16 protein-coding genes are annotated in these 15,181 nt (G+C 64.7%); 6 read left to right on the top strand and 10 right to left on the bottom strand.

The window, feature by feature from the left end; translation table 11 throughout:
• The first annotated feature begins 133 nt into the window (after positions 1–133).
• Positions 134–568 (top strand): universal stress protein, encoded by a 435-nt coding sequence (locus CP556_RS11435; RefSeq protein ID WP_098725737.1) that lies wholly within the window; start codon positions 134–136, stop codon positions 566–568.
• A 120-nt stretch (positions 569–688) separates the two neighbouring features.
• On the opposite strand, the gene glmS is transcribed toward CP556_RS11435, so the two are convergent.
• From glmS to CP556_RS11410, 4 genes are all read right to left on the bottom strand, one after another.
• The gene (gene glmS, locus CP556_RS11430) at positions 689–1,135 is read right to left on the bottom strand and encodes a methylaspartate mutase subunit S (protein WP_098725736.1); all 447 of its coding nucleotides are present in this window, start codon (positions 1,133–1,135) and stop codon (positions 689–691) included.
• A gap of 316 nt (positions 1,136–1,451) precedes the next feature.
• A complete protein-coding gene (locus CP556_RS11420; protein ID WP_098725734.1) occupies positions 1,452–2,162 on the bottom strand; it encodes a phosphoribosyltransferase family protein in 711 nt (236 codons plus the stop codon).
• A 214-nt stretch (positions 2,163–2,376) separates the two neighbouring features.
• On the bottom strand, positions 2,377–4,323 hold the full coding sequence (gene thrS, locus CP556_RS11415; protein WP_098725733.1) for a threonine--tRNA ligase: 1,947 nt from the start codon (positions 4,321–4,323) through the stop codon (positions 2,377–2,379).
• A gap of 319 nt (positions 4,324–4,642) precedes the next feature.
• Positions 4,643–5,035 (bottom strand): DUF7344 domain-containing protein, encoded by a 393-nt coding sequence (locus tag CP556_RS11410; RefSeq protein ID WP_098725732.1) that lies wholly within the window; start codon positions 5,033–5,035, stop codon positions 4,643–4,645.
• 237 nt (positions 5,036–5,272) lie between these two features.
• Between CP556_RS11410 and CP556_RS11405 the strand changes: the two genes are divergently transcribed.
• Both CP556_RS11405 and CP556_RS11400 read left to right on the top strand, forming a co-directional pair.
• Complete coding sequence (locus CP556_RS11405; RefSeq protein WP_098725731.1) at positions 5,273–5,983, top strand: ribulose-1,5-bisphosphate 5-phosphatase; 711 nt, start codon at positions 5,273–5,275, stop codon at positions 5,981–5,983.
• Complete coding sequence (locus CP556_RS11400) at positions 5,980–6,621, top strand: ribulose-1-phosphate aldolase (RefSeq protein WP_098725730.1); 642 nt, start codon at positions 5,980–5,982, stop codon at positions 6,619–6,621. Before CP556_RS11405 ends, CP556_RS11400 begins: the two co-directional genes overlap by 4 nt.
• Before the next feature lie 35 nt (positions 6,622–6,656).
• Here the strand turns inward: CP556_RS11400 and pyrE are convergent, their stop codons facing one another.
• Positions 6,657–7,184, bottom strand: a complete 528-nt coding sequence (pyrE, locus tag CP556_RS11395) for an orotate phosphoribosyltransferase (protein ID WP_098725729.1) — start codon at positions 7,182–7,184, stop codon at positions 6,657–6,659.
• Positions 7,185–7,301: 117 nt separating this feature from the next.
• On the opposite strand from pyrE, the gene CP556_RS11390 reads away from it, so the two are divergent.
• Entirely contained in the window at positions 7,302–8,261 is a 960-nt protein-coding gene (locus tag CP556_RS11390; protein WP_176548171.1) for an alpha/beta hydrolase, read from the top strand.
• A gap of 93 nt (positions 8,262–8,354) precedes the next feature.
• Here the strand turns inward: CP556_RS11390 and CP556_RS11385 are convergent, their stop codons facing one another.
• The 5 genes from CP556_RS11385 to CP556_RS11365 form a co-directional block, all read right to left on the bottom strand.
• Entirely contained in the window at positions 8,355–9,113 is a 759-nt protein-coding gene (locus CP556_RS11385; RefSeq protein ID WP_098725727.1) for a 2-oxo acid dehydrogenase subunit E2, read from the bottom strand.
• A gap of 48 nt (positions 9,114–9,161) precedes the next feature.
• Positions 9,162–9,425 carry a lipoyl domain-containing protein gene (locus CP556_RS11380; RefSeq protein ID WP_098725726.1) on the bottom strand — a complete coding sequence of 88 codons (264 nt, stop codon included), beginning with the start codon at positions 9,423–9,425 and terminating at the stop codon, positions 9,162–9,164.
• A complete protein-coding gene (locus CP556_RS11375; protein ID WP_098725725.1) occupies positions 9,422–10,465 on the bottom strand; it encodes an alpha-ketoacid dehydrogenase subunit beta in 1,044 nt (347 codons plus the stop codon). Before CP556_RS11375 ends, CP556_RS11380 begins: the two co-directional genes overlap by 4 nt.
• Positions 10,465–11,478, bottom strand: a complete 1,014-nt coding sequence (locus CP556_RS11370; protein WP_098725724.1) for a thiamine pyrophosphate-dependent dehydrogenase E1 component subunit alpha — start codon at positions 11,476–11,478, stop codon at positions 10,465–10,467. The genes CP556_RS11375 and CP556_RS11370 overlap by 1 nt, the downstream gene beginning before the upstream one ends.
• A 321-nt stretch (positions 11,479–11,799) precedes the next feature.
• On the bottom strand, positions 11,800–12,345 hold the full coding sequence (locus CP556_RS11365) for a CDP-2,3-bis-(O-geranylgeranyl)-sn-glycerol synthase (RefSeq protein ID WP_098725723.1): 546 nt from the start codon (positions 12,343–12,345) through the stop codon (positions 11,800–11,802).
• A 212-nt stretch (positions 12,346–12,557) separates the two neighbouring features.
• On the opposite strand from CP556_RS11365, the gene CP556_RS11360 reads away from it, so the two are divergent.
• Entirely contained in the window at positions 12,558–13,739 is a 1,182-nt protein-coding gene (locus CP556_RS11360; RefSeq protein WP_098725722.1) for a M24 family metallopeptidase, read from the top strand.
• A gap of 44 nt (positions 13,740–13,783) precedes the next feature.
• A complete protein-coding gene (gene gdhB / locus CP556_RS11355; protein ID WP_098725721.1) occupies positions 13,784–15,091 on the top strand; it encodes a glutamate dehydrogenase GdhB in 1,308 nt (435 codons plus the stop codon).
• Positions 15,092–15,181: the final 90 nt, after the last annotated feature.

The following is a 15,181-nucleotide window of genomic DNA, read 5'->3' as shown; positions in this document are numbered from 1 at the left end:
GCACCCATCGAACGGGTGACGGGGATCGAATTCGGACGGCAATCGAATGCGTACTCGCTCCGTCGGAGTATCCGATTCCCAACTCACCGGGTCCAGAGGTGGACTTATTCCATCAGCACGCGTATCATCCCGTATGGCACGACACGTTCTCGTGGCGGTCGACGACTCGAATCAGTCTACTGAAGCGCTCGAGTTCGCCTGTACGGAGTATCCGGAGGCAACGATCACCGCGCTCTACGTCCTCGATCCGGGCGATTTCTACGCGGTCAGCGGCATCGAGGGGACCGCGATGGCAAACTACGACGAGGTACAGGGCCACCACGAGGAGCGAGCCGAAAACATCCTCGAGACGGCGCGCGAACAGGCGGCCGAACACGGCGTCGAACTCGAGACGGAGCACATTCTCGGGAGCGTTTCGCGATCGATCGTGGATTACGCCGCCGAACACGACGTCGACCACATCGTCGTCGGCAGCCACGGCCGGACGGGCGCGAGTCGAATCCTCCTCGGCAGCGTCGCGGAGACGGTCGCCCGCCGGTCGCCGGTGCCGGTGACGATCGTTCGGTGATCGGTCGTCGCCGTCGGAGTCCGTACTGCAAACACTGACAGCGAATACACGGCGTAGCGGGCGCAGCGACTGCTGGTCGAGTAGTGTGACGCGAAACGGGACGATAAGAGATGGTGCCGATTAGACCGAGACGGTCTGGCCTTCCTGTTCGGATTCGGTCGAGCGCATGTCCAGATCGGCCTTCAGGGCCTCGATGGCCTCCTCGGGGTCGGTCTCGGAATCAAAGACCCGATCGAAGCCCATCTGTCGGAAGAACGACCGCGTCTCGTCGAAGTCGTCCTGTCCGACGGCGAGGTTGCCGCCGATGTAGGTCGTGACGTCGATGTCGGATTCGGCGATCCGCTGGTGGAAGCCCTCGCAGTCCTGTTTGGCGTGGCCGTAGAGCGATGAGACGAGTACAGCCTCGGCGTCGTTGGCGGACGCGGCTTCGACGAACTCCTCCTGGGAACTCTGCACGCCCAGGTTGACAACGTCAAATCCGGCTGCCTCCAGCGCCTGTTCCAGGATGGTAATCCCGACGACGTGTGCGTCGGACCCGATCACGCCGAGGATAACTGTCTTCGTCATGTGCGTACCTCCACTAACTGGCGGCACCACTATAAACCTAATGATTAATAATGTGCTAACCGTTCGCACGGTTCCCCTCGGGCGATTACTCGGCAGCTGTTGACGAACGAATCGATCGACGAGCCGTCCGTTCGGTCTCGAGGACGATCGCCGTCCGATCGTCACGTCGGGGATCGAAACTCGAGTCACTCGGGCACCCGGTCGTGCGGATTGTCGTACCGGTTTCCCGGCGCAACTGCGGCCGTCCGACTGCGGCCTCCGACGACTGGGCCAAACACGACGGACAGCAGTCCGTCGTAGACGCTGACGGGCGAGCTTAGACGCTAACGAGCGAGCCGATCGGGGCATCGGTACGTTCGCGGGCGCGCCGAATGCCGTCCTCGCCGGCAGCGATGAGCGCGAAGACGCCGGCGACCTCGGCATCGGCAGTGTGGGCGATGTCCAACAGGAGTTCCTGGGTCTCGCCCGAGCGAATGAGGTCGTCGACGACCAGTACCGATTCGCCCGGATCGATCGCGGAGGCGGGCAGATAGTAGGTGAGTTCGATTCCGGACTGGAGTCGCTGGCGGGCCTCGATGAACTCCTCGACGGCGGTCTCCTTTTGCTTTTTCGCGTAGGCACACCGGACGCCGTAGTAGCTCGCGAGCGCGGCCGCGAGCGTGATCCCGTCGGTCGCGGCCGTGAGGACGACGTCCGGTCGCTCGAAGTCGAAGCCGTTGGCCACGACCGGGGCGGCCAGATCGAGGAAGGGCTGATCGAAGACGGTCGCCGAATTGTCCACGTACCCCTCCTCGTCGACGCGGATTCGTGCGTCGAGCTCCTCGGCTAACGCCGCTCGGCCGAGCTCGTCGACGACCTCGCGCGCGCGATCGGTACCGGGAAGGACGTGCCCGTTGACGTATCGGTTGAGATCGCCCGCAGGCAGCCCCGTCGTCTCGGCGAGTTCGTCGTAGGTCCGCGTCTCCTTCAACATCCGCAACACGTCGACGGCCCGCAACTGGAGGGCTGCCTTCTCGGCTCTGTTCATACGGATATGCACGATTCCGCAACTATGGGTATTACGATCGAATTCCACTCGTGAAATCAGCACGAATGTGGTTCGTACTCGAGCGGGGAGTGTCTCATTCGAGTGATTCCGAACGAGCGACCGAGAGGGCCGAACGAACCGCCGATGCTTCAGAACGAGCGGCTACTGTGGTCCCACACTGGGAGAGAAAAACCGAAAAACGGGGTAGCGGTCGTTACTGCAGGAAGTCCGGTTCGGTCCGTTGTTCCTCGATTTCGTCCTCGAGATGGCTCCGGAACGCCTCGATCTCAACATCGTACTCCTGATCCTCGAAGCGGTCCCGGACCGAGATATTACCGTCGTCTTCCTCGTTGTCGCCGACGATGATCTGATAGGGCACTCGATCGTCGTGGGCGGCGCGGATCTTCCGCTCTAGGGTGCTATCGCGGCCGTCGACCTCGACGCGGAAGTCGTCGAACTCGTTGGCGACGCGGTGGGCGTAACCGAGATTGTCGTCGGAGATGGGCAGCACGCGGACCTGTTCGGGCGCGAGCCAGAGCGGGAACCGACCCTCGTAGTGCTCGATGAGCATCATGAAGAACCGCTCGTAGCTGCCGTAGAGCGCGCGGTGGATCATGACGGGGCGGTGTTCCTCGTTGTCCTCGCCGACGTAGTTCAGGTCGAAGCGCTCGGGCATGTTGAAGTCCAACTGGACCGTCGGGCCGTCCCACGAGCGACCGATCGCGTCCTCGAACGCGAAGTCGATCTTCGGGCCGTAGAACGCACCGTCGCCCTCCTCGACCTCGTACTCGTGGCCGTGAGAGTCGAGGACGCTCTCGAGTTGCTCCTCGGCGCGGTCCCAGATTTCGTCGCTCCCGACCGACTTCTCGGGGCGCGTGGCCAGCGCCATCTCGTACTCGAGGTCGAACGTATCCAGTACGTCCGTGATCATGTCCATGATCTGCTCGACCTCCGACTTGATCTGTTCGGGGCGGACGAAGAGGTGGCCGTCGTCGATGGTAAAGGCCCAGACTCGAGAGAGTCCGGAGAGCTCGCCGCGTTGCTCTTTGCGATACACCTTCCCGTTTTCCGCGTAGCGGATCGGCAGGTCGCGGTAGCTCCAGGAGTGATCCTGGAAGATGGCCGCGTGGCCGGGACAGTTCATCGGCTTCAGGCCGAACTCGTCGTCGCCGACGTCGAAGATGAACATGTCGTCCTGGTAGTTCTCGTAGTGGCCCGAGCGGTGCCAGAGGTCCGTCTTGAAGACGTGGGGCGTTTCGACGTAGTCGTAGCCCGCGTCCTCGTTGAGATCCTCGACGAAGCCCTCGAGTTCCTTGAGCACGGTCTTCCCGGCGGGGTGATAGAGCGGCAGGCCGGGCCCCGTCACGTCCTGGATCGAGAAGAGATCCATCTCGTTGCCGATCCGGCGGTGATCGCGCTTCTCGGCTTCTTGCTTGCGATTGAGGAAGTCTTCGAGGTCGCTCTCGTCCTCGAAGGCGGTGCCGTAGATACGCGTCTGCATCGTGTTCTCCTCGTCGCCGCGCCAGTAGGCGCCCGCGATCTCGAGCAGCTCGACGGCACCGATCTCGCCCGTCGACTCGACGTGCGGGCCGGCACAGAGGTCCTCCCACTCGCCCTGCCTGTAGAACGTGACCATGTCTCCCTCCTCGGCGAACTCAGCGAGGAGTTCGAGTTTGTAGGGCTCGTCGGCCAGTCGCTCCTCGGCCTCCTCGATCGAGACCTCCTCGCGTTCGATCTCGTAATCCTCGGCGATGATCTCCGCCATTTCGTCCTCGAGGTCGGCGAGGTCCTCCTCGTCGATATCGAGGTTGTCGAAGTCGTAGTAGAAGCCCTCGTCCGTCGGCGGGCCGATCGCGAGTTTGACCTTGTCTTCGTCGTACAGTCGTTCGACGGCCTGAGCGAGACAGTGCGAGGCGGAGTGGCGCATGACCCGCAGGTACTCCTCGGACTGGTCCGTGACGATCTCGAGCTCCGCGCCGTCGTAGACCGGCTCCTCCTTGGCGACGAGTTCGCCGTCGAGTTTGCCGGCGACCGTGTCGCTGCCGAGTCCGGGGCCGATCTCGTAGGCGCAGTCCTCGACCGTGGCGTCTTCGGCGACCTCGAGCTCCGATCCGTCGGGTAGTACGACCGCTATCTGCCGCTGTGAATCTGATTCTGACATGACTGTGGATGTGGTGAAAATCCCGGTGGCGTGTCCGCGTCGCATCCCGCACACTGGTCGACCGTGGCCGACGCAATACGCGGTAGGTGGGAATTAGAAACGGGCAAACGCCCCTGTAAAGCGGACACCTACCATCGTGGCTACGGCTACTCTCGAACGGAATAAAAGCGTTGTGATGGGGCTTGGACGGCGATGTGGTTGCCGTCGCTCGAATGGGAGTCGGCGGCGAACTACCGCACTCGACCGCAGACTGTCAGTACGCGATCGAATTCCAACGCAGGCGAAGCGAGCGAACGAGAACGCAACTCCGAGTGTGCGGTCACCGGTCATCGACGGAGAGACGTACTCGGTTCCGTTCCGGTATCGGACGCTCGTTCCGATGCTCGTCTATCAGTTCGAGAAACGGTCTCATGTCCTCGAATCGCTGCCCTCGCGTGACGATGTGATTGTCCCGATCCCACTCGATAAAGCCGTACGAAGCCAGTTTCGGCAGGTGAACGTGGCGCTTCCGGAGCAGCTCCACGTCCGCGTCCGAGTTCTCGCCGGATCCGGAGAGATACGTGCGGAGCAATCCCCCGTCTGCTTCGGCGATCTGTCGAGAAATGCCAGTTAGTTTGGAGATGCGGAGCCGCTCTCGGCTCAGTAACTCGACTAATAGCTCACGCCGGCGAACGTCCGCCAACGCCTCGAACATCTCGTCATCGTCGATCATCAAGTATCCCCTCGATTTCCATGTAGAGCCGTCATCATCTTAAAAAGGTTACATTTTCACGAACCACCCTTGTTTTGATTAACAGAGTAACAGAATCGCGGCGGTCAGTTCCCACTGAACTTGTCAGTCCGGACGTCTGCCGATCCGATTCGTCCGTGGAATCGCCTTCGCGCCCCCTCATCGCCGCGTCGCTCTCGGGATCGGTACTCGTTTTTCGCGTCCCGTCGATAGGCCGGTATGTGCGTCAACGCCGTTCTCTTCGACTTCGACGATACGTTCTATCCCTACTCGCCGTGTAACGAGGCGGGAAAGGATGCCGCTCGAGCGACCGCACGGGACCTCGGCTACGAGTTCGACCGCGAGTCGTTCGAGGCGTTCTACCAGATGGGACGCCGCGCGACGAAGCGCGAGCTGCCCGGGACGGCGGCCTCCCACGAGCGCTTCCTCTACTTCAAACGGGCCCTCGAGCGTCGCGTCGGTCGCCCGAGACCGGCGGACGCGCTCGCGCTCGGTGAGGCCTACTGGGAGGCGTATATCGACGAAATGGCGCTCTATCCCGGGGTCGAGCGAACCCTCGAGACGCTGCGCGAAAACGGGATCGACGTCGCCATCGTCACGAATCTCACGACGCGCGTCCAACTCGAGAAGCTCGCCGCGCTGGGACTCGAGTCCTCCATCGACCTGCTTCTCACCTCCGAAGAGACCGGTCGGGAGAAGCCGGGGTCGGTCATGTTCACGCTGCCCCTGTCGCGACTCGACCGGCGGCCGTCAGAGGCGGTGATGGTGGGCGACGACGTCGAGGCGGATATCGCGGGCGGGAACGCCGTCGGGCTGGAGACGGTGCTGTTCGACGCCGACGGCGACCGCGACGGCGAGTCGCTCGAGGGGAATCACCGCCCGGACCACAGGATAGATTCGTTCGCGGCGCTGACGGAGGTTGTACTGTGATCCTCGAGTCCCAGCGGCGAGCGGTGGTCGAGCACGCGCCGGAGCTCGCCGCGCTGACGCCCGGCCGGACGGGAAATCTGAGCGTCCGCGACGGTGCCAGCGGCGACGCCTTCGCGGTCACGCCCACCGGCGTCCCCTACGACAGTTTCGACGTCGATGACGTCCCGGTCGTCGGCGTCGACGGCGACCGGCGCGGCGGCGAGATGGCCCCGAGCAGCGAGGTCCCGATGCACGCCGCGATCTACCGGCGCGAAGACGTCGGCGCGATCGTCCACACCCACTCGCCGTGGTCGACCGCGATGGCCGTCGCACACGAGCCGCTGCCGCCGATTCACTACATGATCGTCGCGGTCGGCAAGCGCGTCCCGGTCGCCGAGTACGCGCCGTACGGGACCGACGAGTTGGCCGAACGCATCGTCCGCGCGATGGACGAGGCCGACGCGACGGCGACGTTCGTCGAGAACCACGGCCTCGTCGTCACCGCGTCGGACGTCGAGACCGCCCTCGAGAACACCCACCACGTCGAGAGCCTCGCTCGACTCTACCTCGAGACCCGCGCGGCCGGACTCGAGCCCCAGACGCTGTCGGACGAGCAGTTGGAAACGGTGCTCGAGCAGTTCGAATCCTACGGGCAGTGAACAGCCGTTCCGCTCGGTGCCGGGACGCCGGTCGGTCAGTCGCGGTCGGCGAGTAACTCGCTCGCGGTCACCAGCGCTTCCATCTCGACGCCGGCGTCCGCGATGTTCTCGCGGCCGCCCTCCTCGCGATCGACGACGACCAGCGCGCGCTCGACGGTCGCGCCCGCCTCCCGGAGCGCCTCGACGGCCTCGACGACGCTCGTGCCCGTCGTCACGATGTCCTCGACGATGACGACCTTCTCACCGTCCTCGAGTCGCCCCTCGACCAGGTTGCCGGTGCCGTACTCCTTGCGCTGTTTGCGCGCGATGACGTAGGGAACGCCGGCCGCGACGCTCGTCGCGGCGGCGAGGGGCACCCCGCCCAGCGCGACGCCGCCGAGTTTGTCGTCGGCCGACACTCGGTCCGCGAAGGCCTCGGCGACCAGCTCGAGGCAGTCCGGGTCGGTCTCGAAGAGGTACTTGTCGACGTAGTACTCGCTGGTGCCGCCGTGGGAGAGTTCGAACTCGCCGAACTGGACGGCCTCGGCCGCGCGAAGGGCGTCGATGAGGTCCTGATTCGTCATTGCTCGAGAGAGCGCGCCGAACCGAAATAAGCGGTGTGGAACGGGACGCTGGCAACGAATGGGTGGCGGTTCCCGGTTCATGTAGATTTTTGTACCTTCCGGAGTGTGTGATCATTGATGACACCATCCAGTGCAGCCGAGCCGCATCCGGACGTGCAGGCGTTTCTCGAGCTCTACGACTCGCTCGACACCCCGGAGTTCAGCGAGATCACGCCCGAGGAGGCTCGACGGATGTTCGAGGAGATGCGCGTCGTCGAGGAGCCCGACGTCGAACTCGCGTCCGTCGAGGACCACGCCATCGACGGGCCACACGGCGACCTCGCGGTGCGGAGCTACGATCCCGGGACCGAGGGCGAGGACCGGCCGCTGCTCCTGTACTTTCACGGGGGTGGGTGGGTCGTCGGCAGCATCGATACCCACGACGGCGTCTGTCGGAAGCTTGCCGACGACACCGGCTATCCCGTCGTCAGCGTCGACTACGGGCTCGCGCCGGACCACCCCTTCCCCGAGGGGTTACAGGACTGTTACGCCGCCCTCGAGTGGGCGGCTGCGGAAGCCGACGAACTGAACGCCGATCCGGAGAAGATCGTCGTGGGTGGCGACAGCGCCGGTGGCGGCCTCGCGGCGGGACTGTCGCTGCTCGCTCGAGACCGGGGCGGCCCCGAGATCGCGTATCAGCTGTTGCTCTACCCCAGCGTCGGCGACGCGACCGTGACCGAGGCCTACGAGGAGAACAAGGAGGGCTACTTCCTCACGGAAGACGACATGGAGTGGTTCCGCGGGCACCTCTACGAAACCGACATCGACCTCGGAAACGTCTACGCGCTGCCGTTGCGCGCGAACGACCTCTCGGAACTCCCGCCGGCGACGATCATCACCGCCGGCTTCGATCCGCTACGCGACGTCGGTGCGAAGTACGCCGACCGACTCGCAGACGCCGGCGTCCCCGTCGAATACCACAACTACGACGACATGATCCACGGCTTCTTCAGCATGATCTCGGATCCGGTCGATCTGGATCGAGCGCACGAAGCCCACGAGGACGCAGTCGCAGACATGGACGCGGCGCTCGAGTGAGTAGCGATATCGCTCGAGACTGTGTTCAACAGCGGACCCGTTCAGTAGAGGAATGATCGGACCGATACCGGCACACAGCGATCGATCGACGAGTTAGCCGTCAGGGACGAACTGCTCTGCCGCCGTGAGCCGATCGGCGAGGGTCGCCAGAAATCGGGCCGCGTCGGCACCGTCGACGATTCGATGGTCGAAACTCAGATCGACGTTCATCCGGTTCCGGAACTCGATGCCGTCGTCGCCTCGCTGCGGGCGTTCCCGGATCCGATTCACGCCGAGAATCGCGATCTCGGGCGGATTGATGATCGGCGTGAACGAGTCGATACCGAGCACGCCGAGGTTCGTGACGGTAAACGTACCGCCGCGGAGGTCGCTCATCGAATGCTCGCCCGACTGGACGGACTCCGTGACCCGCCGCCGTTCGGCTGCGATCTCGTCGAGGGGTTTCGACCCGATATCGCGGAGCACGGGAGCCACGAGCCCCGCTTCGGTATCGATTGCGACGCCGATGTTGTGCTCCTCGTAGAGCCGATGCGTTTCGTCTTCGAACGTCGCGTTGAACGCGGGGTGTTCCTCGAGGGTCGCCGAGACCGCACAGAGCACGAGATCGATGACCGAAACGTCTCTCTCGAGTTGCGCGTCGGCGGTCTCGGTCGCTCGCAGCAGCGCCTCCGCGTCGACGTCTCGACTCGCGGTCACGTGGACCGCGTTCCGATAGCTCTCCTGCAGGCGGTTCGCGATCGTCCGTCGCGTTCGAGAGAGCGATCGCGCTTCGCGGACGGTACGACCCGATCCGCCGCCGGTCTCGGACGACTGTTCCTCGCTCCGGTCGGACTCCGTATCGGTGGGTGGCATAGATGTGAGAGGGTGTTCCGTCGTGCACGTTCGAGGGGCCGGACGCCGCTACTCTGGGCGAATCCAGGCGAGGACGTCGCCCCGCTCGAACTCGTCGTCTTCCTCGAGGATGATCTCGTCGAGCGTTCCCGTCATCGGTGCGGGGACGTCGACGCTCACCTTTTCGACCTGGTATTCACAGAGGGCGTCGCCTTCCTCGACGCGACTCCCCTCGCTGAGGAACCAATTGACGACGACTCCCTCGTCTTCGTCCGCATCGTCGGGCCAGACGTCGGCCGTATCGACGGCGACGCGCTCGTCGTTCGCGCTCATTCGTTCGATCGAACGGTTCGAATCGCGTTCGTAATGTCGTCCGCGTCGGGAACGACCTCGTCCTCCATCGGCCGCGCGTACGGGATCGGGACGTCGGGAACGGCGACCCGCTCGACGGCCTCGAGGTCGTCGAGGCCGCCTTCGGCCACGCGCGCAATGATCTCACTAGTGACGCCGTAGGACTGGTAGTCCTCGTCGACGACGACCAGATGGCCGGTCTTGGCCACTGATTCACGGACGGTCTCGGTGTCGAGGGGAACGAGCGTTCGGAGGTCGACTACCTCGACGTCGATCCCGTCGTCGTCGAGCGATTCGGCGGCCTCAAGCGCGCGGTGGACGTGCAGTCCGAGCGTGACGACGGTCACGTCAGCACCCTCGCGTTTGACGTCGGCGCTGCCGAAGGGAATCGTGTACTCGTCTTCGGGAACACCGGTCTTCGGGCCGTCCGGTGCGGGGAGCCAGCCGATCCCCATCAGCCGCTTGTGGAACAGGTAGACGACCGGATCGTCGTCGCGGATGGCGTTGTGCATCAGCCCCTTCGCGTCGTAGGCGGTCGACGGCACGACAACTTTCATTCCCGGGAGGTGCGCGAAGGTTCCGTACAGGGTCTGGGAGTGCTGGGCGGCGTCGTTATACGTTCCCCCGACGGCGGCGGTCAGCACCATCGGGACGTTCACGTTCCCGCCGCTCATGTAGGTGTTCTTGGCCAGCTGGTTGTAGATCTGATCCATGCCGACGCCGAAGAAGTCGACGAACATGAGCTCCGCAATCGGCCGCATTCCCGCCTGCGCCGCCCCGACGGCGGCGCCGATGTAGGCCGTCTCGCTGATGGGGACGTCCATGATGCGGTCGCGGCCGAACTCCTCGAGCAGGCCCTCGGTGCTGTCGAAGATCCCGCCGTAGTCCGCGACGTCCTCGCCCATGTAGAAGACCTCGTCGTCGTCGCGCATCTCGTGGGCGATCGCCTCGACCATCGCCCGGCTCATCGTGAGCGATCGATCCGTCTGCCGTCCTCGTCGTTCCGGTTCCTCTTGTGCCATCAGTCGTCACCTCCGGTCTCCGCGGCGGACGGCTCGCTCTCGGTCGCGCCCGACGGCGGGTTCACGAACACGTCCTCGTAGGCCGCGTCCGGCTCGGGTTCGGGCTGGTCTTTCGCCCATTCGATCGCCTCCTCGACGCGCTCGCGGGCACTCGAGCGAAGGTCGTCGATCGTCTCGTCGGACACGTCGTGGGCCCGAAGCTCGCTCGCCAGTCGCTCGATCGAGTCCCGCTGCTCGGCCGCCGCCTTGTCCTCGTCGGAGCGGTAGCCCTCCGCGTCGCCCATGAAGTGACCCATACGTCGGTGGACCTGGACCTCGAGCAGCGTCGGCCCGTTTCCGTCGCGGGCGCGGCCGATAGCCTCCCCGGCGGCCTCGTAGATGGCGACGGCGTCGTCGACGTCGACGCGAGCGCCAGGGAGGTCGAACCCGCCAGCGCGCTGTGCACCGTTCTCGACGTCGGTGACGCGTTCTTTTGGCATGCTGATGGCCCAGTCGTTGTCCTCGATTACGAAGACGACGGGGAGGTTTTGAACGGTCGCCAGGTTCAGCGACTCGAGGAACGCGCCCTGATCGATCGCGCCCTCGCCGAGGAACGCGACGGCGACGCTGTCGGTGTTGCGCTTCTTCGCGGCCAGTCCGGCGCCGACCGCTGGCGGACAGCCCTCGGCGATGATCCCGCTGCACGCGAAGTTGACGTCGGGATCGAAGAGATGCATGTGGCCGCCTTTTCCCTTGCTGAGGCCGGTCTCGCGGCCGAAGATCTCGGCGGTCATCCGCTTCAAGTCGACGCCCTTCGCGATGGCGATGTGGTGGGGTCGGTGGGGAGCCGTGACCGTGTCGTCGTCCCGCAAGTGCCGGCAGACACCCGCACCGGACGCCTCGTGGCCCGCGGCGAGGTGCAACTCGCCGGGAATCGGCCCGGCGGAGATGTCGAACGCGGGCTGTTTCCCCTCGAGGTACTCCTCCTGAAGGCGCTCTTCGTAGTGACGCGCTGTCACCATCTCCTCGAACATCCCCTGTAGTTTGCTAACGGCTACCATGTGACTCTGTAGAGGTATCGTCACGAACCGATATATAGCTATTCACGCCTCGAGTCACCGATAAAAACCGTTTTATGATTTTTCATACACGTGTCTAAATTCACTGTTCCGAAGGGGGTTCGAGAAACACCTCGAGGAAACCCTGGTCAGTACCAAACTCGACAACTACGAGACGAGCGTGAATCGACGGATAGAAACTCAAACGATCGCCGTTCCTCGCTGATCGGATACTGTCGGAACGCGTTCGAGAGAAACGGACGGGATCGCGTGCGTTCTCCGAGCCGTTCGGGGCGACTACCAGGGCTCGTTCTTCAGTCCGAGCTGGTACGCGATCATGTTCGTCGTCACGTGGAGAATCGGCGTGAGCACCACGACGACGAGGATGACCTCGAGCGTGAACCACTCGCTGAACCACTCGAAATCGAGCAGAGCGACCAGCGGGAGGGAGACGACGACGAAATCCAGTTGATCGAGACCCGGAAACATCGCGCCGCGCTGGCGGCCGCTTCGGCGTTTGAGGAACGACGCGAGGATGTCCCCGAGCATCGCGCCGCCGGCGAGGCCGAGCGCCGCGAGCGGCGTGAAGTCGGGAACTGCGAAGCCGAGCGCGTCGCTGACGGCCGGCTTGACGAGGGTGAGCACGGCGGCGAGCGCGAGACCCGCGACGATGCCCATCGCCGTCCCGCGCCAGGTCTTCCCGTCGCCCAGTACGCGCTTGTCGCCCCACGTCCGGCCGCCGTCGATCGGCCGGCCGCCGCCGGCCAGCACCGCGGCGTTGTTGGGGACGTAGGCGGGCAACATCGCCCAGAACGCGATCACGATTGTCTCGAGGATTGCCATATCCGCCGGGACGAACCGACGTGTCTTAACCGGCGGTGGTTTGGCGGAAACGATCCGGTGGGACTCGAGTCGAACGGTCCCAGATGGCACTCGACGCGTACCGATCGCTCACAATCGCATCAAAAACAGAATTGTAAACAGTATCTGTACCTTCTGTACACGAAAAACTTTTAGCACTCCTGATTGATGCTCCTCGTAGAAGCCCTGTTATCATGCCACGAGAGCATATCTTCGACGAGGCCGAGTACGAGCGCCGGGTCGCTCGGACCAAAGAGCGGGTGCGCGAGGAGGACCTCGACGCGATCGTCGTCGCCGATCCGGCGAACATGAACTACCTGACGGGGTACGACGGCTGGTCGTTCTACGTCCACCAGGCAGTGGTGGTCACCCCCGATCGCGACGAACCCGTCTGGATCGGCCGGGATATGGACGGCGGGGGCGCGCGCGCAACGACCCATCTCGGCGAGGAGAGCATCCGCGCGTACAGCGACGAGCACGTCCACTCGCCCCACGACCTCCACCCGATGGACTACGTCGCGGGCGTCCTCGAGGAACTCGAGGTCGCAGACGGCCGAATCGGCCTCGAGATGGACGCCGCCTACTTCACCGCGAAATCCTACACGCGCCTGCAGGAGAACCTGCCCGAAGCGGAGTTCGAGGACGCGACGCTGCTAGTCGGCTGGGTCCGGATCAAAAAGTCCGAGCAGGAACTCGAATACATGCGCGAGGCCGCCCGAATTTCCGAGAACGCGATGCAGGCCGGACTCGACGTCATCGAGGAAGGGGTTCCGGAGTACGAGGCAGCGGCCGCTATCTACGAGCAACTGATCACCGGGACCGAGGAGTACGGCGGCGACTACCCCTCGATCGTCCCGCTGATGCCGTCGGGCGACCACACCGGAACGCCCCACCTGACCTGGACCGACCGCGAGTTCGAGGACGGCGATCCGGTCATCATCGAACTCTCGGGCTGTCGCCACCGGTATCACTCCCCGCTGGCCCGCACCACGTTCGTCGGCGACCCGCCCGACGAACTCCAGGAAACCGCCGACATCGTCGTCGAGGGGATCGAGGCCGCGCTCGACACCGTCGAACCCGGCGTCACCTGCGAGGAAGTCGAGAAAGCGTGGCGCGAGACCATCGCGCAGTACGGCCTCGAGAAGGAAGACCGAATCGGCTACTCGATGGGACTGGGCTACCCGCCGGACTGGGGCGAACACACCGCGAGCATTCGACCGGGCGACGAGACTATCCTCGAGGAGGACATGACGTTTCACATGATCCCCGGGATCTGGACCGACGAGATCGGCATGGAGATAAGCGAGACGTTCCACGTCACGAGTAACGGCGCCGAAACCTTGGCCGACTTCCCGCGACGACTGTTCACGGCCTGACGCCGCCGGCCGCCACGACTGCCCACCACTGCAAACAGATACTCATGAGCACGACACCATCCGCGGACGAGACTGTATCGGACGATGACCTCGACTCGGCATTGATCACCGCCCGCAGGCAACTCGAGCGAGCCGCGACACACGTCGACGTCGATCCCGGCGTCGTCGAGCGGCTGAAACACCCGACGCGGGTCCAGCAGGTCTCGGTACCCCTCGAGCGCGAGGACGGCAACGTCGAGGTCTTCACCGGCTACCGAGCCCAGCACGACGACGTTCGCGGGCCCTACAAGGGCGGTCTGCGCTACCATCCCGAGGTCAGCGCGGAGGAGTGTACCGGGCTCTCGATGTGGATGACCTGGAAGTGCGCAGTGATGGACCTCCCCTTCGGCGGCGGGAAGGGCGGCATCGCCGTCGACCCGAAATCGTTGACCGACGACGAGACGGAACGGCTCACCCGCCGGTTCGCCGAGGAACTGCGCGACGCCGTCGGGCCGACGAAGGACGTTCCCGCGCCGGACATGGGCACCGACGCCCAGACGATGGCCTGGTTCATGGACGCCTACTCGATGCAACAGGGCGAGACGATCCCCGGCGTCGTCACCGGCAAGCCGCCGGTCATCGGCGGCTCCTACGGCCGCGAGGAGGCCCCCGGCCGCTCGACGGCGATCGCCGCACGAGAAGCCATCCAGTACTACGATCGCGAGATTTCGGACACGACAGTCGCCGTCCAGGGCTTCGGCAGCGTCGGTGCCAACGCCGCCCGACTGCTCGAGGAGTGGGGTGCGACGATCGTCGCCGTGAGCGACGTCAACGGCGCGGTCTACGATCCCGGAGGGATCGGCGTCGACGCGATCCCATCGCACGACGAAGAGCCGGAAGCGGTCACCGCGTTCGCGAACGAGCGCGACGACGGTGACAGCGTCCGTCGGCTCTCGAACGCCGAACTGCTCGAGCTAGACGCCGACGTGTTGATCCCGGCGGCCGTCGGCAACGTCATCACCGCGGACAATGCTGACGCGATCGCAGCCGACATCGTCGTCGAGGGCGCGAACGGCCCGACGACGTTCGCCGCCGACACCATCCTCGAGGAGCGAGACGTCCCGGTGATTCCGGACATCCTGGCGAACGCGGGTGGCGTGACGGTGAGCTACTTCGAGTGGCTGCAAGACATCAACCGCCGCCAGTGGACGCTCGAGCGGGTCAACGAGGAACTCGAGGAGCACATGCTCGATGCCTGGGACGACGTCCGCGCCGAGGTCGACGCCGAGGGACTGACGTGGCGCGACGCCGCCTACGTGGTGGCGCTGTCACGGATCGCAGAGGCGAAGGAAACGCGCGGGCTCTGGCCGTAGCGGACGGGTCGGCCGTCACGATCGGAGCGCGACGCAACGCGGCCGCCGTCGATGCCGCTCTCTCAATCGCTCGCGTTCGAACGAATGGAA

The organism is Natrinema sp. CBA1119 (assembly GCF_002572525.1).
Taxonomy (GTDB): Archaea; Halobacteriota; Halobacteria; order Halobacteriales; family Natrialbaceae; genus Natrinema.
This window is presented reverse-complemented; position numbering and strand designations above follow the sequence as displayed.

Excerpts from the sequence above, each read along its gene's own strand:
- CP556_RS11435 (WP_098725737.1), top strand. The coding sequence starts at position 134 with ATGGCACGACACGTTCTCGTGGCGGTCGACGACTCGAATCAGTCTACT.
- glmS (WP_098725736.1), bottom strand. The coding sequence starts at position 1,135 with ATGACGAAGACAGTTATCCTCGGCGTGATCGGGTCCGACGCACACGTC.
- CP556_RS11420 (WP_098725734.1), bottom strand. The coding sequence starts at position 2,162 with ATGAACAGAGCCGAGAAGGCAGCCCTCCAGTTGCGGGCCGTCGACGTG.
- thrS (WP_098725733.1), bottom strand. The coding sequence starts at position 4,323 with ATGTCAGAATCAGATTCACAGCGGCAGATAGCGGTCGTACTACCCGAC.
- CP556_RS11410 (WP_098725732.1), bottom strand. The coding sequence starts at position 5,035 with ATGATCGACGATGACGAGATGTTCGAGGCGTTGGCGGACGTTCGCCGG.
- CP556_RS11405 (WP_098725731.1), top strand. The coding sequence starts at position 5,273 with ATGTGCGTCAACGCCGTTCTCTTCGACTTCGACGATACGTTCTATCCC.
- pyrE (WP_098725729.1), bottom strand. The coding sequence starts at position 7,184 with ATGACGAATCAGGACCTCATCGACGCCCTTCGCGCGGCCGAGGCCGTC.
- CP556_RS11390 (WP_176548171.1), top strand. The coding sequence starts at position 7,302 with ATGACACCATCCAGTGCAGCCGAGCCGCATCCGGACGTGCAGGCGTTT.
- CP556_RS11385 (WP_098725727.1), bottom strand. The coding sequence starts at position 9,113 with ATGCCACCCACCGATACGGAGTCCGACCGGAGCGAGGAACAGTCGTCC.
- CP556_RS11380 (WP_098725726.1), bottom strand. The coding sequence starts at position 9,425 with ATGAGCGCGAACGACGAGCGCGTCGCCGTCGATACGGCCGACGTCTGG.
- CP556_RS11375 (WP_098725725.1), bottom strand. The coding sequence starts at position 10,465 with ATGGCACAAGAGGAACCGGAACGACGAGGACGGCAGACGGATCGATCG.
- CP556_RS11370 (WP_098725724.1), bottom strand. The coding sequence starts at position 11,478 with ATGTTCGAGGAGATGGTGACAGCGCGTCACTACGAAGAGCGCCTTCAG.
- CP556_RS11365 (WP_098725723.1), bottom strand. The coding sequence starts at position 12,345 with ATGGCAATCCTCGAGACAATCGTGATCGCGTTCTGGGCGATGTTGCCC.
- CP556_RS11360 (WP_098725722.1), top strand. The coding sequence starts at position 12,558 with ATGCCACGAGAGCATATCTTCGACGAGGCCGAGTACGAGCGCCGGGTC.
- gdhB (WP_098725721.1), top strand. The coding sequence starts at position 13,784 with ATGAGCACGACACCATCCGCGGACGAGACTGTATCGGACGATGACCTC.